Annotated in this window: 18 protein-coding genes and 2 tRNA genes; 15 read left to right on the top strand and 5 right to left on the bottom strand. The window is 58.3% G+C overall.

The window, feature by feature from the left end; all coding sequences use genetic code 11:
- Positions 1 to 17 precede the first annotated feature (17 nt).
- The 7 genes from H8K20_RS09285 (at position 18) to H8K20_RS09255 (ending at position 7021) form a co-directional block, all read left to right on the top strand.
- Positions 18 to 533: a flavin reductase family protein gene (locus H8K20_RS09285; RefSeq protein ID WP_186488252.1), complete on the top strand. Its 516-nt coding sequence runs from the start codon at positions 18 to 20 to the stop codon at positions 531 to 533.
- A 477-nt stretch (positions 534 to 1010) separates the two neighbouring features.
- The gene (gene guaB, locus H8K20_RS09280; RefSeq protein WP_105205936.1) at positions 1011 to 2489 is read left to right on the top strand and encodes an IMP dehydrogenase; all 1479 of its coding nucleotides are present in this window, start codon (positions 1011 to 1013) and stop codon (positions 2487 to 2489) included.
- Between the two features lie 433 nt (positions 2490 to 2922).
- Positions 2923 to 2999 (top strand) — tRNA-Met (locus H8K20_RS09275).
- A 5-nt stretch (positions 3000 to 3004) separates the two neighbouring features.
- A tRNA-Glu gene (locus H8K20_RS09270) sits at positions 3005 to 3079 on the top strand.
- 774 nt (positions 3080 to 3853) lie between these two features.
- Positions 3854 to 4738, top strand: coding sequence for a metallophosphoesterase (locus H8K20_RS09265; RefSeq protein WP_186488251.1), 885 nt, complete (start codon positions 3854 to 3856; stop codon positions 4736 to 4738).
- A 202-nt stretch (positions 4739 to 4940) separates the two neighbouring features.
- Positions 4941 to 5612, top strand: coding sequence for a TetR/AcrR family transcriptional regulator (locus H8K20_RS09260; protein ID WP_186488250.1), 672 nt, complete (start codon positions 4941 to 4943; stop codon positions 5610 to 5612).
- A 95-nt stretch (positions 5613 to 5707) separates the two neighbouring features.
- On the top strand, positions 5708 to 7021 hold the full coding sequence (locus H8K20_RS09255) for an MFS transporter (RefSeq protein ID WP_186488249.1): 1314 nt from the start codon (positions 5708 to 5710) through the stop codon (positions 7019 to 7021).
- 520 nt (positions 7022 to 7541) lie between these two features.
- Here the strand turns inward: H8K20_RS09255 and H8K20_RS09250 are convergent.
- Positions 7542 to 9017, bottom strand: a complete 1476-nt coding sequence (locus tag H8K20_RS09250; RefSeq protein ID WP_186488248.1) for a PH domain-containing protein — start codon at positions 9015 to 9017, stop codon at positions 7542 to 7544.
- Positions 9010 to 9477: a PH domain-containing protein gene (locus H8K20_RS09245; RefSeq protein WP_186488247.1), complete on the bottom strand. Its 468-nt coding sequence runs from the start codon at positions 9475 to 9477 to the stop codon at positions 9010 to 9012. The genes H8K20_RS09250 and H8K20_RS09245 overlap by 8 nt, the downstream gene beginning before the upstream one ends.
- 272 nt (positions 9478 to 9749) lie before the next feature.
- Here H8K20_RS09245 and H8K20_RS09240 point away from each other — a divergent pair, with 272 nt between their 5' ends.
- From H8K20_RS09240 to H8K20_RS09210, 7 genes are all read left to right on the top strand, one after another.
- On the top strand, positions 9750 to 10574 hold the full coding sequence (locus H8K20_RS09240; RefSeq protein WP_105205942.1) for a phosphate ABC transporter substrate-binding protein: 825 nt from the start codon (positions 9750 to 9752) through the stop codon (positions 10572 to 10574).
- Positions 10575 to 10772: 198 nt separating this feature from the next.
- Positions 10773 to 11717, top strand: coding sequence for a phosphate ABC transporter permease subunit PstC (gene pstC / locus H8K20_RS09235; RefSeq protein ID WP_154866499.1), 945 nt, complete (start codon positions 10773 to 10775; stop codon positions 11715 to 11717).
- The gene (gene pstA / locus H8K20_RS09230) at positions 11714 to 12577 is read left to right on the top strand and encodes a phosphate ABC transporter permease PstA (protein ID WP_105205944.1); all 864 of its coding nucleotides are present in this window, start codon (positions 11714 to 11716) and stop codon (positions 12575 to 12577) included. The genes pstC and pstA overlap by 4 nt, the downstream gene beginning before the upstream one ends.
- 37 nt (positions 12578 to 12614) lie before the next feature.
- Entirely contained in the window at positions 12615 to 13400 is a 786-nt protein-coding gene (pstB, locus tag H8K20_RS09225) for a phosphate ABC transporter ATP-binding protein PstB (RefSeq protein WP_105205945.1), read from the top strand.
- A 99-nt stretch (positions 13401 to 13499) separates the two neighbouring features.
- A complete protein-coding gene (phoU, locus tag H8K20_RS09220; RefSeq protein ID WP_105205946.1) occupies positions 13500 to 14198 on the top strand; it encodes a phosphate signaling complex protein PhoU in 699 nt (232 codons plus the stop codon).
- Between the two features lie 15 nt (positions 14199 to 14213).
- The gene (locus H8K20_RS09215) at positions 14214 to 14936 is read left to right on the top strand and encodes a response regulator transcription factor (protein WP_154866497.1); all 723 of its coding nucleotides are present in this window, start codon (positions 14214 to 14216) and stop codon (positions 14934 to 14936) included.
- Entirely contained in the window at positions 14933 to 16696 is a 1764-nt protein-coding gene (locus H8K20_RS09210; RefSeq protein WP_186488246.1) for an ATP-binding protein, read from the top strand. The genes H8K20_RS09215 and H8K20_RS09210 overlap by 4 nt, the downstream gene beginning before the upstream one ends.
- A gap of 73 nt (positions 16697 to 16769) precedes the next feature.
- Here H8K20_RS09210 and H8K20_RS09205 read toward each other — a convergent pair whose 3' ends face one another.
- Positions 16770 to 18095 (bottom strand): cation:proton antiporter, encoded by a 1326-nt coding sequence (locus H8K20_RS09205; protein WP_186488245.1) that lies wholly within the window; start codon positions 18093 to 18095, stop codon positions 16770 to 16772.
- Positions 18096 to 18260: 165 nt separating this feature from the next.
- Here H8K20_RS09205 and H8K20_RS09200 point away from each other — a divergent pair, with 165 nt between their 5' ends.
- Complete coding sequence (locus tag H8K20_RS09200) at positions 18261 to 19151, top strand: LysR family transcriptional regulator (RefSeq protein WP_186488244.1); 891 nt, start codon at positions 18261 to 18263, stop codon at positions 19149 to 19151.
- 83 nt (positions 19152 to 19234) lie between these two features.
- Here the strand turns inward: H8K20_RS09200 and H8K20_RS09195 are convergent, their stop codons facing one another.
- On the bottom strand, positions 19235 to 20083 hold the full coding sequence (locus tag H8K20_RS09195) for a sugar phosphate isomerase/epimerase family protein (RefSeq protein WP_154866491.1): 849 nt from the start codon (positions 20081 to 20083) through the stop codon (positions 19235 to 19237).
- 448 nt (positions 20084 to 20531) lie between these two features.
- Positions 20532 to 21566 (bottom strand): ADP-ribosylglycohydrolase family protein, encoded by a 1035-nt coding sequence (locus tag H8K20_RS09190; protein WP_105205952.1) that lies wholly within the window; start codon positions 21564 to 21566, stop codon positions 20532 to 20534.
- Positions 21567 to 21614 lie beyond the last annotated feature (48 nt).

Here is a 21614-nt window from a genome sequence, read left to right as displayed (position 1 = left end):
TAATAGGAGGAAATGTTATGGATATCACTTCGCTTTTTAACATCAGCTACGGCATCTACTACATCAGCGCCGAGCACCAGGGCCAAAAGAGTGCCTGCCTGGTAAATACCGTGTTTCAGCTGACGGCTGAGCCCATTCGGGTGGCAGTGAGCGTATCGAAACAGAACCAGACCCACGACACCATTTTGAACAAGGGCTCAGTGGCGGTGACGGTGGTGGGCACCGAGGCCGAGACGGCCAACTTGGGCCTGTTGGGTTACCGCACCGGCCGCGAGGTGGATAAGTTTGCCGCGCTGCACACCAAGACCGACTGTTTGGGCAACCCGGTCATCCTCGACGACTGCGTGAGCTACTTTAGCTGTAAGGTGGAAAAGACGGTGGATCTGGACACTCACACGGTGTTTATCTGCTCGGTAGAGGACGGGGAAGTGGTGGACAAAGAGGCCGTGCCCATGACCTATAACTACTACCGCCAGGTAAAGAAACTCAAGTCGAGCAAGTTTGCCCCGACGTATGTAGACGAATCGAAATAGAGAAGAGAGAAAAAAGAGGACTGGGCGCTATGCCCAGCCCTTTTTTGGCAATAGAGACCGCCGTATATACAGCTGTGTTTGCCCCCTTAAAATCGTGTTTTATGCATGGGCCTTATAGGTCGCCGCTTTTTCTCATTTGCTGGTTTTTATACGGATCGGCGATCTGCTGTGTGGCCCGACAAGACACTATGCGGCACAATAAGAACAGAGACTAAGGTGTGCGGCAGGGGAGAGAAGGTACCGCGGTGGCGGCAGAAAGACTGAGTGGAAAAAAAGGACCGCAGAAGGGACGGCGGGACCCGCCAATACTCCCGCTGAAGCTACCTTTTCGGGCGGTTTTAGAGCCGCGGCAGCAGCTGTTTTTAGAGGGATTGCACAAAGCGCCGGGAATGGGGAAAAACAGGTTGCGCCGCACCAATAAAGGTGTTAGAATATATTCAATTTACACAAACGCGTGAGAAGTGCAGGAGGGCGAAAATGGGTTTTTTGGATTACAATTACAAGTTCGCAAAAGAGGGCCTCACCTTTGACGATGTGCTGCTGATCCCCGCCAAGAGCGAGGTGCTGCCCAGCGATGTGGATACCTCCACGGTGCTGGTGGGCGATATTCGGCTGAACATCCCGCTGGTGACTGCGGCTATGGACACCGTTACCGAGTCGGCGATGGCTATTGCGATCGCCAGAGAGGGCGGTATCGGCTTTATCCACAAGAACATGACCATCGAGCGCCAGGCCGAAGAAGTGGACAAGGTAAAGCGCAGTGAGAACGGCGTTATCGTCAATCCCTTTTTCCTGGCTCCGGAGAACCTGGTGTCGGAGGCGGACGCGCTGATGGCCAAGTACAAGATCTCGGGCGTGCCTATCTGTGAGGGCAAAAAACTGGTGGGCATCATCACCAACCGCGACCTGAAGTTTTTGACCAACTACAATGTACCCATCAAAGAGGTCATGACCCATGAGAACCTGGTGGTGGCCCCGGTAGGCACCACCCTGGAGACCGCCAAGAACATCCTGTGGAAAAATAAGATCGAAAAGCTGCCCCTGGTCGACGACGAGGGCAACTTGAAAGGCCTGATCACCGTAAAGGATATCGAGAAGGCCGTTATGTACCCCAATACCGCCCGCGACAAGAAATCCCGCCTGCTGTGCGGCGCCGCCATCGGCGTCACCAAAAACGTGCTGGAGCGCGCCCGCGCGCTGGCCGAGGTAGAGGCCGACGTGTTCTGCATGGACTCGGCGCACGGCCACTCGAAAAACATTATGGACTGCGTGTACAAGGTGAAGAACGCCTTCCCCGACATCCCGGTCATTGCCGGCAACATCGCCACCGCCGACGCGGCCCGCGACCTGATCGAGGCCGGCGCCGACGCGGTGAAGGTGGGTATCGGCCCGGGTTCTATCTGCACCACCCGCGTGGTAGCCGGTATCGGCGTGCCCCAGCTGACGGCTATCTTCGATGTGGCGGAAGTCGCTTCGCGCAAAGGCATTCCGGTGATCGCCGACGGCGGTATCAAGTACTCCGGCGACATCGTAAAAGCGCTGGCTGCCGGTGCCAACAGTGTGATGATCGGCTCGCTGCTGGCCGGTTGTGACGAATCTCCCTCAGAGGAGGAGATCTACCAGGGCCGCCGCTTTAAGACCTACCGCGGTATGGGCAGCGTGGGAGCCATGTCGGGCTCTCAGGGCAGCAGCGACCGCTACTTCCAGGAGAACAACAAGAAACTGGTCCCCGAGGGTATAGAGGGCCGTGTTCCCTACAAGGGGCCGCTCAACGACACCGTGTACCAGATGATGGGCGGTCTGCGCTCCGGCATGGGCTACTGCGGTGCAGCCACAGTGGATGACCTGCGCAAATACGCCCAGTTCATCAAGATCTCGGGTGCGGGGCTGAAAGAGAGCCATCCCCACGATGTGTATATCACCAAAGAGGCGCCCAACTACTCGGTAGGCGATTGATCCAGACCGATAAAATAGAAACAGGAGCATTTGCTGCGGCAGGTGCTCCTGTTTTTTGATCGAGTTTTCCACCGATGTGTAAAACTGTGTGGAAAAGAGAACATATGGCTTAAAACAGACCAGAGTTTTGCACATTGAGTGACGGTGAGGTGGAAAACAGCGGTAGAAAAATGACTAGCAGATCTTGTTGGATTTAATTGTAGGATACGGGGATAATAGACAGCTGATTTTACAGATATTGGAAAATTTGTGGTGTGTACAAAAGGTATGGTTGCCGTAAAAAAGGCAACACTATCAGGGTAGCCAGCACTGCCGGTGCCGCCGCCGGATTTGGAAAAAAGTGTTGACAAACCCCGTAAAATACAATATAATAATGCTTGTTCCCATGACGGGATGTCGGTGACCACGTCCCGATATTTTGGGAACTTCTTATGGCGGTATAGCTCAGTTGGCTAGAGCATGCGGTTCATACCCGCAGTGTCATTGGTTCGAATCCAATTACCGCTACCAACTTTGGCCCGATGGTCAAGAGGTCAAGACACCGCCCTTTCACGGCGGTAACGGGGGTTCAATTCCCCCTCGGGTCACCATAAAAAAGCTTTGTCCCTGGGGGAGGGACGAGGCTTTTTTTCTTATGTGCATTTGGGTGGTGAAAAGTACGGTCTGCACGAAGGCAGCCGGCAGGATAGAAGCGGCGTGGTGCTCATTTTCGGGAGCGCGCCAGGTGCGGTCTTACGGTATATATGCAACTTGGCAGTAGATAGGGCCGGGTTATAGGTGATACCGGCCCTGGACGGGGTACGGGTGCAGAGCATGGACATTGCGGCGGCAATATGGGTGTGGGGCAAATGACAGATGGGCGAGCTGGTAAGTGCCGTGTGTGTTTTGTATGGGTAATGAAACGGCCCCGACATGATGGGCTTTGAGGAGAGAATGTGCGGCCCAGCTCCTGATTCCTGGAAGTAAAGACGGCGCTGCCGGCCTGACGGGAGCTAATCTGGGTGCTATCTGGGATGCCTTGTTCTGCCTTGTTCTGCCGCGTTCTGTTGTGTTCTGCTGTGGTCTGGTTTCGTGGCCGGTGGCAAAAAGGGGCGGTACCAGAAAAGGCGTTTTGGGAGGCATTGGGCCACTACAAGACCGCTGCATGGCCGCTGCCGGACAGCTGCTGGGCGCATGGCATATTTTGGTATATAGCCGGTGCAGTGGCGGCGGTGATACAGCAGATCTATATGATGGCGGCAGCACCCGAATAGATGGTGAGATACAGGTAGAAGTGGGTCAAAAACGTATGAGGTACATCAAGGCAAAGAGTGAGAGCGAGACAGCTGCCGGTGAGATATGAAAACAGTGTGGGGTGGCGATAGATGAAGATGCTTAAAAACAGGTGGCTGCTGGCGACCCTGCTGGCAGTGCTGAGCGCATGTGCAGTGCTTGGTTGGGCGCGATTTATAGAGCCGGCTATGCTGCGCCATGTGCAGCAGACGCTGCCCCCACTGGACAAACTGGGGGAAAAGAGCGGCGGGGAGGAAAAGACGGTGCTGAAGATCGCCCTGTTTGGCGATACCCATTTTAGCAGTGTCTACCCGGTCAGCCGCATGAGGCGCATTGCAGAAAAGATCGATCGTGAAAAACCGGATGTGGTGATCTTTACCGGCGACCTGATCGACAGCTTGGCCAGTGACCCGGTAGACACGGCAGCCATTGCCGCCGGACTGGCCGAGATCGAGGCGCCGCTGGGCAAATTTGCGGTATTTGGCAACCATGACTACGGCGGGGGTGCCCAGTACACATATGAAGATGTGATGGCGCAGGGCGGGTTTGTGTTGCTGGTAAACGACAGCTACCAGCTGACCGACCAGGTGTGCCTGACCGGTATGGACGATTACCTGCTGGGCAGACCGGACCACCAGCTACTACAGAGATTGGGAGACGACAGCTACCAGATCGTGATCTCGCACGCTGCCGACGCGGTGGCCAGCATACAGGATGGCCGGCAGGACCTGATCTTGAGCGGGCACACCCATGGGGGACAGGTGCGGTTGCCGTTTTTCACCAAGGCGTTTTTGCCCACCGGCGGCAAAAAATACGACCGGGGACTATACACCTTACAGCAGGGGAGCCGACCGCGCCTGCTGTATGTGACCAGCGGTATCGGCACCACCAAGGTGCCGCTGCGGTTGGCCTGCCCGCCGGAAGTGGTGTTTTTAGAGGTGGAGCTGCCGGGCAGCAGAGAAGTGGACAGCAGGTGAAAAGAGAGGGTCGGACCTCTCTTTTTTTAATACCAGATATAGTGGTATAATAAATAGAAAGTGAATGTTTTCCACAACTTGTGGAAACAGTGTGGAATATGTGACGGAGATACCTGACAGCCCTTTAAAAAAAGCGGTTGACGGTGGGGGCTGCAGGTGGTATAGTCTATACAGACCGTTAGTCGGTATGAGGGGGATCACCATGAGCAGGAACAAATATCCCGAGGAGACGGTACACGCCATCCTGGAGGCGGCAATGCATCTCTTTGCGCAAAAGGGGTACGACGGTACCTCGATGCAGGATATTATGGATAAGACCGGGCTGTCGAAAGGGGCCATCTATCACCACTTTTCCTCGAAGATGCAGATCTTCGAGACCATCTGCGACCAGCTGTCGCGCGAAAATGTACAGGCGCTGGCACAGGTGGTGCGCGACCCCCATATGTCCGCCCCGCAAAAGATGAAAGCCATGTTTCGCACTGCTCTGGCAAACCCCAACCAGGACTTTTTTATCTCCACCAGCCCCAGTCTGCTGAAGAACCCGCGCTTTTTAGCCGCCCAGGTGAATGAGCTCTACACCATCGTGGCGCCTGACTTTGTGCAGCCTATTTTGCAGCAGGGGATGGAGGAGGGGTCGATCCCGGTAGAGAACCCCAAGGAGCTGGCTGAGGCCATTATGGTGCTCACCAATCTATGGCTCAACCCACTGGTCCACGAGACCGACGAGGCGGGCACCCGCCGCCGCTGCCAGACCTTTTGCAGCATGATGCAGGGCATCGGCATCGACTTGATGGACGACGAGCTGGTCGAGCGGTATGTGGGCTACTGCAGCCTGCGGGATAAGTTGCCCCCGAGCCAGCAGCCGGCAGAATAGAAAAAAGCGCCCCGGAGCGGGCGCATCTTTTACCGGATATACAAACCGACGGTCGGTCTTTTAAATCGTCACAATGGATCTGTAGGAGGATTACAATGGATACAGCACCCCGCAACAATACCCCGCCCCGGGCCCGGTCGGCCCCGTTTGGACGCGACTTTATTTTGGTGGTCATCGGACAGATCATCTCTCTTTTTGGCAACGCCATCCTGCGCTTTGCGCTGCCGCTCTACCTACTGCGGCAGACCGGCTCGTCGGAATTGTTCGGCGTGGTGACGGCCTGCTCGTTTTTGCCCATGATCGTGCTCTCGCTGATGGGCGGCGTGCTGGCTGACCGGATAAACAAGCGCAATATCATGGTGGCGCTGGACTTTACCACCGCCGCGCTGGTACTGCTGTTTTACCTGGGTCTGGGCGAACTGCCCACCGTGCCCATCATGATCTTGTTTTTGATGATGCTCTACGGGATATCGGGTACCTATCAGCCGGCGGTACAGGCCAGCATCCCCATTTTGGTGGCGAGTGATAAGCTGATGGTGGCCAACGCCATCATCAACCAGGTGAGTACGCTCTCGGGCCTGCTGGGGCCGGTGATCGGCGGGCTGCTGTTTGGCACCTGGGGCATTACCCCCATATTGATGGTGAGCGCCGGATGTTTTGCGGTGTCGGCCATTATGGAGATCTTTATTCACATCCCCCATCAAAAGCGGCCCCGTACAGTGGGTGTTTTGGCGGTGGTGCGGGATGATCTGGTGGAGAGCTTTCGTTTTGTGCGGGAAAAGCGGCCGATCTTTTTTTCAGTAGTGGCCATCGTGGCAGCATTTAATCTGGTGCTTAGCGCCATGATGGTGGTGGGCATGCCCATCCTCATCGTGCAGGTATTACAGCTCAGCGACAGCATGCTGGGCTACGCCCAGGGCATTATGGCGCTGGGAGGGCTGGCCGGCGGACTGCTGATGGCGGTCGTAGCCAAGAAGCTGACCATGCGCACCGCACACCGGCTGCTGATCATCTGCGCGCTGTCGGTGGGCGTGATCGGGCTGGCCCTGCTGATGGACCTGCCGGTAATGGCCACTTACGCGGTGATCACCGGCATGAGCTTTGTGGCGATGGCGGTATCCACCCTGTTTTCGGTGCAGATGCTGACGGTGGTGCAGCAGCAGATCCCGCCGGCGCTGGTGGGCAAGATCATGGCGGTGATGATCGCCATATCGATGTGCGCCCAGCCTGTAGGGCAGGCTATCTATGGTGTGTTGTTCGGCGCGGCGGCGCATTCCTCCTGGGCGGTACTGTTGGGAGCGGCAGTAGTGTCGGCGGTTATTGCCCTGCTGTCAAAAAACACCTTTGCACGGCTGCACCAGCAGATGGCTGGCCCGACGGCCGCTCAGCCAAGACCGGCAGGCCGGTGACTGGTTGGGCTGTCCGGCGGCGAGCTTTGGATCAGGACTTACCGCCGTTTTTGGCAGTGCGGGTCTACTGTATACTCTATATTTGTACGGCTGCCCCATACAGCCCAGAGCTGATCTGTTGGTGTTGAGACAAAAAATGAGCGCCCCTGCACATGCGTGCGGTGGGGCGCTTTTTTGTTGGTGAGAGATAGCGGAGAAGGGGAGAAAAAGGTCAATATTTAGTTATAATAGTAATATTTTAATAAAATATTACAAAATGTATTTATTCAGTGACTGAGTTTTGCCTTGTCGAAGAGCTAAAAGCCGTTTGGCCGCTGCTCGTCGGACGGTAGGGAAAGGAGAAGATAGAGTAGGTAGATACCGAAACGGAGAGGCGAGAATAGCCCAAAAGGAACAGAGCACACATGGATAGGAGAGAGCGTGCGTAGGTCAGGTTTAGGTTGCCGCCGTTATTTGCCCTAGGCGGCGGGGACCTAAATGAGGGTGCGGTACCGGCTGCCGGTTAGCAGGCAGAACGACATCAGAGCTCCCGCACCAGCGATTTGAGCGAAAAGCGGTGGCGCTTGCGGGGATCCAGGCCAAACAGGCGGCAGACCTCCTGCCGGGGCAGGTTTTTCAGGTGGTGCCGGGTAAGGCCCTCACCGTAGGTGTAGATGAACACGTCACAGGCGTCGTCGCCCATTTGGATGATGCTCTGGCGGCAGCGCACCCGGGCGATCTTGTCCCGGTGCACCACCACGGTGTGGAGCGTAAAACCCTTGGAGTAGCGCAGGGTATAGCAGTCCTTTTGCACGCCGATGCCCGACTGTAAAAAGTCGGCCACCCGCAGACACAAAAACCAGAGGATGGGCACCAGCAGAAGCAGGGCCACCACGGTGATGAGCGACTCCCAGCTGGGGAGCAGTTTGCAGAGCACCCACCACAGCAGCGGGTCGGCCAGCAGAAAGCCCAGCGGGTCGATGATGAATTTGAAGATGGAAAACAGGTTGGGACCGATGGTGCGCTCGGAGAGCAGGAACTCGGGCACCAGTTTTTGCAGATACTGGCGGTAGGCTTTTTTGCCGGCGGCAGGGATGATCACCGGACGGATATCGTCGGATTTACCGTAGCCTGAACACTTGATATAGGCCGAGTAGATACCCAGTATTTTGGTAAAGAGCGTCTGCTGGATATCGAGAAAGTGGATCTTATTGAATAACACAGAGTATTCACGCTGCACAAAAATACCACCTGTTATAAATAGGCGGTGCGGCGCACGGGTGATACAGAAGTTGTAGTAGCGGATGAGGTTGCGCGCAAAGCTGATGGCCCAGCCCAGCAGCAGCAAAACCGCCAAAAACACAGCCACCGGCGGAATGCCCAGCGCCACCAGCTGGGCCACATGGGCCAGCGTGCCGTATACCCGGCCGGCGATCTCCTCCCCCAGGATATCGCCGACCTTGGTGATGAAGACCGAGAGAAAGGTGACCCCGGCAAAGTAGTTGGTGGTGATGAGGGAGAGGATGACCACATACAGGTTGCGGGACATAAAGATCTGCTGGTGGGTGAGCGACTCAAGGCTCTGGCGGATGCCGCCCATCTGCAAGAGCTCCACTGCCGCCGACTTTTTGAGCACCAGGATGGCGTCGTGGGACTTGACCGAGCCGGCATCGGTGTCTAAACGCAGCGTGACCGCACCGAAGGGGCGGTACCAAAACGGATCTTCGAGGTAGATGGAGCTGAGTTTCTGGTAGGGGATGGAGCGGGTGCGCACCAGCAGAAACCCATCGTGGATGTGGATGGCCGACGGGGTAAAATAATAGTAGATGCACCACCAGCGCAACACCGCCAGGGCTAAAATAAACAGCAGGACGATGATGTCGACCCAGGCGCCCTCCAGCCAGGCAAAAAAGCCAGAGCGGATATAAAACAAACTGCGCACCAGCGGCACCAGCAGCAAAAACAGGAAGCGGCCGATGTTGGCAAAAATGGTGACCGGATGAGTGCGCCTAATCACGGCTCTCCTCCTTGGGCGGCGGGGCCAGCAGCGAGGCCAGCAGCACCGCTCTGCTGTGGGGGATAGAGTGTACCGACACCCGCGACCCGGCGGCAAAGACGGTGAGGTCGGCCACTCCGAACAGCAGCTGCAGCGGTGTGCGCGAGACCGAGACCATCTGTATCAGCCCGCAGGGCAGTGCATTATAGTGGGTGTACACCACGCCGCTGGTGACATACAGCACCCCGTCTTGCAGCTTGTAGCGGTGCTTAAAGTACTTGACCGGGTAGTAGATGAGCCACAGCAGTAAAAATACTACCGCCCACAGCCCGGCGGCGATCTGCCACAGGGTGGTGTGGGCGCGCAAAAAGAGCCAGACCAGCAGCATGTAGACAAAGGAGACGCAGATGGTGCGGATGTAGTAGATACACACGCAGACGATGCTGGGGCGCAGATAGCCCGCGTCTGTTCGGTCCTCCATAGCGCCCCTCCTCTCTAAAGATCGGCAGCTACTGCCGACATGTACTTTGCAGCTATTTTACCACAAAATGGCCTGCTTATCAAAACGGGTGCTGTCGAACGGTGGCGGGGCCAAACAGCCCGCTTTTTTAATGGAAAAAGAGCGGCGGCAGATTTACACAGACCTTACAGTAGCTTTACGAAAGCGTGCTGTCGCCGCCGCTGCGGCAGCAGTATAGTAAAGGTGCGTTCAAGAGAGAGAAAAATCTAAAAGCAGTGAGGAGCGTTTTATCCATGAAAAAGTTAGTTTCTGTGCTCATGGCCTCGGCTCTGGCCCTGGCTGTTCTGGCCGGATGCGGCGACAGCGCCAGCACCGGCAGCGGCTCGGATACGGGCAGCAAGACCATCAAGATGTCGGGTTCGACCTCGATGGAGGAGCTGGCAAAAGGCTTTTCGGAGGCCTACGGCGAAAAGGCCGGGACCACCATCACCGTTGAGCTGGGCGGTTCGTCGGTGGGCTTTAAAAATGTGCAGGAAGGCGTGTCGGATATCGGCAACATCTCCCGCGAGCTGAAAGAGGAGGAGAAGGCCGAGGGCCTGACCGAGACGGTGGTGGCCATCGACGGGATCACCGTGATCGTCAACCCGCAGAACAAGGTGGCCGACCTGACCAGCGATCAGCTGAAAAAGATTTTTACCGGCGAGATCACCAACTGGAAGGATGTGGGCGGCGCTGACGGCGAGATCGTGGTCATGGGCCGTGAGGCCGGCTCGGGCACCCGCGGCGCCTTTGAGGAACTGCTGGGCGTCGAGGACGCCTGCAAATACGCCGAGGAGCTCAACGAGACCGGTGCGGTAAAGACCAAGGTGGCCTCTACCCCGGGCGCTATCGGCTACGTGTCGATGTCGGCGGTAGACAGCACCGTGACCGGTATAAAGGTAGATGGGGTAGAGCCCACCGAAGAAAATGCCAAGTCGGGCAGCTACGCTCTGAAACGCCCCTTCTTAATGGTGTCGAAACCCGACGCCTCGCAGGCCACGAAAGACTTTCTCGAGTGGGCGGTGAGCGACGAGGGTCAGGAGATCGTGACCCAGCTGAAGCTGATCTCGGTCAAATAGTGTACCCGTTTCTTCTTCTCTCATAAGCAGGCACTGGTACCTGTACGTACACATTCACGTACATGTATACATCCCAAAACACAGATACGGACCCAGCGGTCGAATGCACCCGCCACGGACGGTCCGTATTTTGTGCTGTACCGAGGATGGGGTAAAATCGGCGTAAAGGCCATGTAAAACGGCAAAGGAGAGACCCTTATGGCGCGTGTTGTAACCAGTGGGCAGGCGGCGTCGACGGCAGCGCCGCTGCTGACCGACCGCAAGACCACCAAGCAGCGCATCGAGACGCTGATGAGCGGTATTTTTAAGGTGTGCGGCTACCTGTCGGTGGTGGCGGTGGCGCTCATCACCATCTATATGGTGGTGTTGGGGGCGCCGGGTATCGGCAAGATCGGGGTAGGCGAGTTTCTGTTCGGCACCGAGTGGTTCCCCGCCGCCACCACTAGAGATCCCAGCTTTGGCATCCTGCCCATGATCTTGTCTTCTATTATGGCCACAGTGGGGGCGGTGATCATTGGCGTACCCATCGGCCTGTTCACCGCCATCTACCTGGCCGAGTTCTCGAAGGGAAAGATTACCACCGTGCTGCGCACCGTCATCAGCCTGCTATCGGGCATTCCCTCGGTGGTGTATGGTCTGGTGGGCATGATCGTGGTGGTGCCGGCGGTGGCCAAGATCTTCGGGCTGCCCTCGGGCTCCTCGCTGTTTTCGGCCATGCTCATTTTGGCGATCATGATACTGCCGACCATCGTCTCGATCAGCGAAAATGCCATCCGGGCGGTGCCCAAGGAGTACCGCGAGGCCTCGCTGGCTATGGGTACCACCCAGGTGTACACCATCTTTAAAGTGGTGCTGCCGGCGGCCAAATCGGGTATTGCCGCCGGGATCGTGCTGGGTATCGGCCGCGCGGTGGGCGAGACTATGGCAGTGATCATGGTGGCCGGCAACGCGGTGAACATGCCAGGCCTGTTTAACAGTGTGCGGCTGATGACCACCGGCATCGCCATGGAGATGGGCTACGCGGCCGGCCTGCACCGGCAGGCGCTGTTCGGTATCGGCCTGGTGCTATTTATGTTTATCATGGTCATCAACATCGTGCTCAACCGCATCATCAAGTCGGAGGATAAGGAGGCCCGCTCATGAGAGATTTTACCGGGCGGCGCAGCAGGCTGGGCGAACACCTGCTGAAAGCGCTCATCTACCTGTGCGCCTTTTTTACCGTGGCGCTGGTGGTGGCCATGATCGGCTACATTTTTGTGCGGGGCCTGCCGTCGGTGAGCTGGGAGTTTTTAACCTCGTCGCCCAGCGTGCTCAAAGGTACCATCGGCATCCTGCCCAATATCGTCAACACGCTGCTGATGATCGCCGTCAGTCTGGTGTTCTCGGTGCCGATCGGTATTGGGGCGGCCATCTATCTCAACGAATACGCCCGGGGCGGCCGATTGGTGCGCATCATCGAGTTTACGGTAGAGACGCTGGCGGGCATCCCCTCGATCATCTACGGGCTGTTTGGCCTGATGTTCTTTGTCACCATGATGAAGCTGCAGACCTCGATCATCGCCGGGGCACTCACCCTGACCATCATGCTGCTGCCCACCCTAATCCGCACCACCCAGGAGGCGCTGAAGGCGGTGCCCGACTCGTTTCGCGAAGGGGCCATCGGCCTGGGGGCGACCAAGTGGTACACCATTAAAACGGTGCTGCTGCCCTCGGCTAAGGCCGGCATCGTCAGCGCGGTCATCCTCAGCGTGGGGCGCATCGTGGGCGAATCGGCGGCGCTCATCTTTACTGCCGGCATCGGCGACAAACTGACCGGCGGCTTTGTCAGCCAGCTGTTTTCCTCCGGCGGGACCCTGACCGTGGCGCTGTACACCTATGCCATGGGCCGGGGCGAGAGCGCCGACCTCACCTTTGCCATCGCCTCTATCCTGGTGCTGATCGTGCTGCTGATCAACATCTTTACCATGGTGCTCGGCAAAGAAAAAAAGACCGAACGAGACTAGCGCGGCCCACCGGCCCGGCAGAAAGGCGGAAGCATTTATGAGTACGACGACACAGGACCCGCGCCCGGCGGCGCTGGGTATTTCGGTAAACGACCTGCACCTGTATTACGGCAAGAGCCACGCCCTGAAAGGGGTGAGCATGGAGATAAGCCCCAACGAGATCACCGCGTTCATCGGTCCCTCGGGCTGCGGCAAATCCACCTTTTTAAAGACGCTCAACCGCATGAACGACCTGGTGGACGGGGTGTCTATCACCGGCGAGGTGCGCATTGGCGGGCAGAACATCTACGACCCCAAGGTGGATGTGACGCTGCTGCGCAAAGCGGTGGGGATGGTGTTTCAAAAGCCCAACCCGTTCCCCATGAGCATCTACGACAACATCGCCTATGGGCCCCGCTGTCACGGCATCAAAAACAAACGCCAACTCGACGAGATCGTTGAGGAGAGCCTGCGCGGAGCGGCGCTTTGGGACGAGGTGAAAGACCGCATCAAAAAGTCGGCGATGGGGCTCTCGGGCGGGCAGCAGCAGCGGCTGTGCATTGCCCGGGCGCTGGCGGTGCAGCCGGATATCCTGCTGATGGATGAGCCGACCTCGGCGCTGGACCCCATCTCTACCATGAAAGTGGAGGACCTGATGAGCAGCTTAAAGCAGCGCTACACGGTGGTCATCGTCACCCACAACATGCAGCAGGCGGCCCGCATATCGGATAAGACGGCATTTTTTTTGCTGGGGGAGATGATCGAGTACGGCGAGACCGAACAGCTGTTCTCGATGCCCCAAAACAAAAAGACCGAGGAGTACATCACCGGCCGGTTCGGCTGACACCGGCGCCCGAAAATGGGCGGCAACGCATTTACACCCGCCCGGCGGGTAGGTTATACTGGGGGTGTGGCCCCCACGTCGCGAGAGCAGGAGGAGAGCATGGCCATTCGTTTGCATTTTGAAAAGCAGCTGGAGCTGCTGCATATGGATCTGGTGAAGATGGGCAGCATGGTAGAACAGTCTATCGAGGACGGCATCGGGGCGCTGATGCGGCGCGATACCCAGCTGGCCCAGCGGGTCATCGAGGGCGACAAACAGGTCGACGATATGGAACAGCAGATCGAGAACACCTGCCTGCGGCTGCTGATGCGCGAGCAGCCGGTGGCGGGGGATTTTCGCATCGTGTTCGCCGCCCTGAAGATGATCACCGACATGGAGCGCATCGCCGATCAGGCGGCGGATATCGCGGCGCTGTCGTTCCGCTTTGAGCGGCAGACCTTTGGCGACATGGTCTACCACATACCGGCCATGGAGCGGGTGGCCAAAGATATGGTCAGCGCCGCCATCCGCAGCTTTGTGGGCCGCAATTTAGAGCTGGCGCTGGAGACTATGGAGCGCGACGACGAGGTGGACGACCTGTTTGACGTGGTGAAAAACGATCTCATCGAGCTGCTGCGGGAGGACGACGGCGGCAAGTCGGCCGACCAGGCCATCGATGTGCTGATGATCGCCAAGTACTTAGAGCGCATCGCCGACCACGCAGTGAATATCTGTGAGTGGGTGGAGTATTACATCACCGGCGTGCACCGGGGCGGCGAGGGAAAAGAGGACCTGCTGCCAAGCAGCCGGGAAGCATAGGAAGGGGAGAGAGCTATGGCAGAGCGCATATTTATCGCCGAGGACGACGACAGTATACGGGAGCTGCTGCGCTGCACGCTGGAGAGCTTTGGCTATACCGTGAGCGATTTTGCCGACGGACAGGCGCTGCTGGACCAGATAGAGCCCGCCTGTCTGCCGGACCTGGTGATCCTGGACATCATGATGCCGGTAAAGGACGGCCTGCAGACGCTGAGCGAGCTGCGCCAGCGGGAGGAGACCCGCGACCTGCCCGCCATTATGGTGACGGCCAAAGACGCCGAGATCGACAAGGTGCGGGGACTGGACCTGGGGGCCGACGACTACATCACCAAGCCGTTTGGTATACTGGAGCTCTCTTCCCGGGTAAAGGCGGTGCTGCGCCGCAGTGCCCGGGGCGGGCGGCCGGCCCAGGTCATACAGATCGGAGATATCGTTTTAGACAGCGGCAAAGTGGTGGTGTATCAGGGCAAACAGGAGCTGGAACTGACCAACAAGGAGTTTAAACTGCTGAGCCTGCTGATGCGCAACTGCGGGATCGCCCTGCCCAGAGAGGAGATCTTAAATAAGGTGTGGGGCTATGATTACATCGGCGAGACCCGCACGCTGGATATGCACATCCGCTCGCTGCGGCAGAAGCTGGGGGACGACGCCGAGACGCCCCGCTACATCAAGACCGTGCGCTCGGTGGGTTATAAATTTATGGAGCCCAGCCGCACAGCAGGGGGGGACGGCGCTTGAAAAGAGAGATATTTCGCCGCGGATTGCTCTGCTCAGTGGCGGCGGTGCTCATTTGTGCGATCTTCTCGGCGTTTATCCTGCAGCGGGAAAAGAAGAGCGAGTGGGAGACCTCGCTGCAAAATGGGCTGACGCTGGTCAGTGAGACCATGGGCCAAAACCCGGTGGCCGAGGACTACACCACTGCGGCCAAGACCTTTGCGAGGACTTTTGCGGGGGCCCGGCTGACCATTATCGACCGGGAAGGCAAGGTGATCGGCGACTCGCATCAGGACCCGGCTACCATGCAAAACCACGCCGACCGGCCAGAAGTGCAGCAGGCCCTCAAGACCGGGATAGGCGTCAACCACCAGCGCTTTTCGCAGACGCTGGGCACCGATATGAGCTATATTGCCATTCTCGGCAGCGATGGCTACGTGTACCGGGCGGCCCAGCATGTGGGGGGCATCGACAAGTCGTTCACCGCCATATTGCCGGCCATTTTGGCCAGCGTGCTGCTGGCGGTGGCGGTGGCGGCCTGGGGCGCCGGCCGTATGGCCAAAAAGGTGGCGCAGCCGGTGGAGCTGGCGGCCCAGGGGCTGCGCGACATCAATGCCGGCCAGTACGACAAGCACCTCACCTTGCCCGAGTACGACGAGCTGGCACCGCTGATCGTGAGCATCAATTCGCTGGCAGAAAACATTGAGAACACGTTACAGGACCTGGAGGACGAGAAGAAAAAGAGCCGCTTTTTGCTGGATAACATCGCCGATGGCCTCATCGCGGTGGACACCGACGGCCATATCGTCACCATCAACCGGGCAGCCAGAGAGTACCTGCAGGCCGGCGGCGATCTGAGCGGCAAGACGCTGTCGCACGCCACCTATGACCGCCAGATCTTAGAAGCGGTGCAGAGAGTATGCCAGGGTCAGGGCAGCGGCCAGGTGTTTGACCTGACCGGCACCCAGCAGGAGGGGCCGGGGGCACAGGTGCTCTCCTGCAGTGTGCTGCCGGTGCGCGACAGCTGGCTGGCCGGCCGTCAGGGCGGCACCCGCATGGGGGCCATCATCGTGCTGCGGGCGGTGACCGAGGAGCGGCTGCGCCAGCAGATGCGCAGCGAGTTTTTCCAAAACGCCTCCCACGAGCTCAAGACCCCCATCACCTCTATCGGTGGATTTGCCCAGCTGCTGCAGAGCGGGATGGTAAAAGACCCCGTCACCCGGCAGCGCTACCTGGACAAGATCGTGGCCGAGAGCGAGCGCATGGGCGAGCTCATCGGCGATATCTTAAAGATCTCGAAATACGAGGAGAGCCCCGATCGGGACCGGGACCAGCGGGTAGACATCCCCGCCGTGGCCCAGGAGGTGCTGGAGCGGCTGCAGCCTGCCGCCGCCCGTGCCCAGGTAAAGACGGCGCTGCACCTGGACGGCAGCGACCTGTGTATCGCCGGCTCTCGCAAGGACCTAGAGGAGCTGCTCTCGAACCTGTGCGACAACGCCGTCAAGTACAATCGGCCGGGCGGCACGGTGGACGTGCGGCTGCGCAGTCTGCCCGACGGGGTACAGATCACGGTGGCCGACACCGGTATCGGTATTGCTCGGGTACACTTAGACCGCATCTTCGAGCGGTTCTACCGAGTGGATAAAGACCGCAACAAACAGGTGGGCGGCACCGGCCTGGGGCTGTCGATCGTCAAGCATATCGCCAACCGCTACGGCGGCACGGTGGAGATCCAGTCGGCCGAGGGCCGGGGGACTACCCTCACAGTGACCCTGAGGCGGTAGGTGATGTATAAAAGCGCTGTGGAAATTTTCCACAGCGCTTTTTTGTTGGGGTGCTGTCACTGGCTGGCCGCCGTTAGGGCCGGTGGTGCTGGTGGGCGATGGGGATGGGCTGTACGGCCGGCCGGGTGGCGAGCGGTAGCTCGGGGCGCCGGTGTTCCTGCTGGATAGCGGCGGCCTGGGCGTCTTGCTCTTCGGCCTGCTGGCGGGTGATCGTGTGGGATAAAAACAGCGAGGCTTTGGCGCAGGCCGGACCCACAGTCTCGTACAGCACTGCCGAGGAGAGGATGATGGTGGAGAGCAGCGTGCCGTATTTGCCCGGCAGCAGCCGCTGCCCCAAGACGGCCAGACCGATAGATACACCGGCCTGGGGGATGAGGGCCAGCCCCAGGTAGTTGCGGATGTTGCTGCTGGCGTGGCTGACGGCCGCCCCCAGCCAGGCGCCGGCGTATTTGCCCAAGATGCGCACGAAGAAATAACCCACCCCGGTGATGCCGGCGGTCAGCAGCATGGGTACATTCAGGTTGAGGCCTGAGAGCACAAAGAAGAGCAGGAGGATGGGCGGGGTAAAGCTGTTGACCTGCTTAAACAGGTTTTTGTTGCCGCTGACGTTGATGTACACCGTGCCCATAGCCATACAGGACAGCAGCGGCGATACGTCCAGCGCCGCACATAAGCCCGACAGGCCCAGGATCATGGCGCAGACCAGCACCAGCTTGTGGTCCTGCGAGCGGCGCTCGGTGATGCAGTGGTGCAGCAGCCAGCCCATAGCACCGCCGGCCAAAATAGCGGCAATGTTGGTGAGTACCGGCAGCAGAAATACGCTGGGATCGATATGGCCGCCGCCGTCGAGTACCTGCACCACAGCGGTACAGATGCTAAAGGCGATCAGCGCTACGGCGTCGTCGAGGGCCACCACCTGCAGGATCATATCCACAAAGGGCCCCTTGGCGTGGTACTGGCGGATGGTCATGATGGTGGAGGCGGGGGCGGTGGCACAGCCGATGGCCCCCAGCAGCAGCGAGAACGAGACCGGCAGCCGGAAGATGAAGATCATGGCCAGCGTGATGACCACCCCGGCCAGCAGCGACTCGAACAGGGTGACGATGAGCACCTGCTTGCCGCTGCGCTTAAGGGCCTCCAGCTTAAAGTAACGGCCCACCCCAAAGGCGATGAACGACAGGGCGATATCGGTGACGAAGCTCATGTTGGCGATGGTCTGCTGAGGAATGGCCCCCAACAGGTAGGGGCCTAAAATGATACCGGCGAAGATGTAGCCGGTCACGTTGGGCAGTTTGCATTTTTTTGTCAGCCGGGTCATCAGAAAGCCAGCGATCAGCATGATGGCCAGGCAGAGGATGACAGCGGCTGAACCACTTAAGGAAGATAGCCATTTTGCCATGATTTCTGCACATCCCTTCTTGAAAATTGTCTACTGTTGATTTTATGTAAAATCAGTGATAAAATCAAATTAAGATTTTTGCATATAATATAAAATTAATTTATAATAGGGCAGATAAAAGCGTCGACTATAAAAAAGACAGATCAAAATGAGGGGGGAGCAGAGATGGTAGAGGCGAAAATACACACGTTATTGACGGTGATCTCCACCGGAAGCTTTACAGAGGCGGCTAAAATGCTGTCGCTCACCCAACCGGCGGTGAGCAACCACATAAGGCAGCTGGAGCAGAGCTACAGCATAAAGATTTTTTATAAGAGCAAAAAAAAGTTGTTGCTCACTCCCGAAGGGGCGGTGCTCGAAAAGTACGCCCGGCGGGCGGTGGCAGTAGCGGCAGCGGCGCGGCAGGCCATCCTGGACCGACAGAAAAACATCCGCCATCTGTCGGTGGCCATCACCCCCACGGTGGGCGAACACCTGGTGCCCCAGGTGATGGCGGCCTACTGCGGGCGCCACCAGGACGTGCACATGCACATCCAGACAGCGGGACTCAAAGATATCCACGACCTGCTGCGCACCTTTGAGGTGGACCTGGCCGTGATCGAGGGGGAGCTGTCGGACGACAGCCTGATATCGGTGCTGCTGGACACCGATTACCTCTGTCTCATCGCGCCGGCCGACCATCCTTTTGCCGGCCGGGCCAGCGTGCGGCTGGAGGAGCTGCAGGGGGAGAGGTTCATCCTGCGCTCGAAAGGAGCGGGGACCCGCAAACTGTTCGAGAGCTATCTGCTGGGGAACTTTCACACCATTCAGGACTACAATGTGATGATCGAGATGGACAACGTGGCCACCATCAAAGAGCTGGTGGAGCAGGGGCTGGGGGTATCGGTGATCGGACATAGCGCCTGCATACAGGAGCAGCGCAAAGGTAAGCTGGCAGTGCTGCCCATCGAAAATGCCAGCATGGTGCGCAAGGTGAACATGGTGTACCGCAAAGACTTTGCCCACCCCGAGGTGGCAGAAGAGCTGCGGGAGCTGTATAACGGGTATGTGGTGTAGGGGGCCCGGTACCGCCGAATAAAAAAGAGAGCAGGCACCTCGATCTGGTGCCTGCTCTCTTTTTTATTTGCACAGATGCGTGCCTACCCCCGAGTATACCCGTATTTTTTGAGCATCTCGTCGGCGAAGGCCATGCTCTGGCGGGCAAAGTCGTCGGGGTCGCCGATGATATCGCGATAGATGTACTTACAGGTGGTATCGAACCCCTCGAAACCCAGGTAGCCGTTAAAGCCCACCTGCAAAAAGCCGTGGAACACGCCGTCCCAGTCGATGATGTCGTCGTAGCCGGGTCGGCCCCGGTCGTTGCCGCACATGTGGAAATAGCCCAGCTTGTCGCCGGCGGCCACCACCGCCTTATAGAAGTCGCGCTCCTCGTAACACATGTGGAAACTGTCCAGGTGCAGGATGGTGTTGGGCTCGTCCACCTCGGCTAAAAAGTCGAGCCCCTGCCCGGTGGTGTTTACCAGGTGATTAGAAAACCGGCTGGCCGGTTCGATGCCCACGGTGATGCCGAACTGGGCGGCGTAGCGGGCGATCTCTTTTACGGCGGCGGCACAGCGACTGCGCTCGGCGCGCGGATCGTAGCCCGGCGGCACCTGCTTAGAGGGCAGGCAGTAGCACATGCCCGAGAACACAGTGGCCCCCACGTCGCGGGTCTTGTCGATACAGCCCTTTAAAAAGTCGATGCCCAGCTGGCGGCAGGCGGGGTCCTCAGAGCCGATGTCCCAGTGGGGATCGGGGATGATGGTGGAGCAGGTGGGCTCGATGGCGCCCTCCAGTCGCGCCTTTACCGCAACCGGGTCAAAGGCATCGATCTCCATCAGCGGGAACTCGATAAAGTCCATCCCCAGCTGTTTGCAGCGGTCGATGATGTACAGAGTATCGCCACCAAAATGGCCGCCCCAGGCGTGCGTGTGTATGCCGAGTTTCACAACAAGACCTCCTTAATGGTGCCGCAGCCGGTTTGAGCAGCGGCAAAAGTAAAATGCGGTTTATGTCAGCTGCACGGGCAGCAGTGTACCGTTACGGAAAGTGTCTGCATATCAGCCGGGGCTTTACCGGTAGAGAGGAGGCCGAGATCCGATCGCCTGGCGGAGACGGCATAGAGTGCTGGGGCCTCCGGGCGGCAAAGATCAAAAACTACAGGTTTGCTTTTCGCCTGGTACCGGTCTTTGACCGGGGAGCAAAGGACGGTGAACAGACCTTGGGTCAGCAGTGGCCAGCAACGCCGAAAGACAGGACCATACGGGCCGGTGCCACTTATAGTATAGCAGCAAAAAAGCAGGTGTGCACAAAAATATTGTCGCAAACACCTGCTTTTTGTTGTGTTCGGTATAAAATGACCTGCTTCTCTTTATTGGTCTGTCTATACGAGGTGGATCAAAAAGTCGCTTTTTCCCACTGTCCGGCTACCTCGATCATCTTTTGAGCGTAGTCTTTATAGTCGGTGGGGTTTTTCTCCTCAACCGTCTTGATCCAGTCGGGTCTGAAGGAACCGGCCCCGCCCACGGCTCCGGCAATAGCGCCCACCATACAGGCGTTGGTGTCGCAGTCGCCGCCGCAGTTGACGCAGTACTCCAGCGTTTTTATGGTATCGCCGCCAGCCAGCGCGTACATGCCCACCGCCAGAGGGATGCTGTCGGCGCACAGATCGCAGCCGCCGATCATCTCGTACAGCTCCCGCATGGTCTGGCGGTCGTCGGTGGCGTGCAGGGCGGTGTCGATAGCCCACTTCATACGGGTAGAGACCCGAGCGCCAACCCAGGGCTCGCCGTACTTTTCGCCCTCTATACAGGCGGTGACCATCTCATCGAGCAGTGCCCGGTAGTCGCTCTCGCCCTGAATGGCTTTGGCGATGCCCCAGGCGATAGCCGCCGCCGAGCCGATGGCGGCTGGGGTGTTGTGGGTGGGCTTGCACACCAGCACCAGGTCGGGCATCATCTCCTGCAGGGTGGAGCCCAAAATACCGTGCACGATGCCCACCGGTGCGATACGCATGGCCGAACCGTTGGTGTTGCCGCGTTTGCCGGTATCCTCATAAGAGCCGCCGGCTTTGATTGACTTGAGTGCCCGTTCGGTGCTGGGGCCCAGGGGAGAGGCGTATTTATCTTTTACCCGCTCGGCCCAGGCCAGTATCTCACTGACGATATCTTCGGGCACCACCTTATGGTATTTGATGAAGGAGTTCATGATGGCCACCGTCTGCTCGGTGTCGTCGGTGTACTCGCCGGCTTTTAGGCCGTCGTGGAAGATGTGGCCGGGCTCGGGGTCGTGAAAGGTATCGACCCAGTCGCCAAACTGTTCTCTGATCTGTTCAGGGGTCAAAAACGAGGTGGCCATGCCCAGTGCATCGCCTACAGCTACCCCGTAAATGCTGCCCAGTACACGGTCGTACAGGTTCAAATGTTCGCTCATATCGCTGCTCCTTTTCTGGTCTCTATATAAATGGATGGCGTGTGCAAA

It is taken from the genome of Neobittarella massiliensis (ex Bilen et al. 2018) (genome assembly GCF_014269355.1).
Taxonomy (GTDB): domain Bacteria; phylum Bacillota; class Clostridia; order Oscillospirales; family Ruminococcaceae; genus Neobittarella; species Neobittarella massiliensis.
Note: the sequence above shows the minus strand (reverse complement) of the source record. Positions and strands in the feature narration are given on the sequence as shown.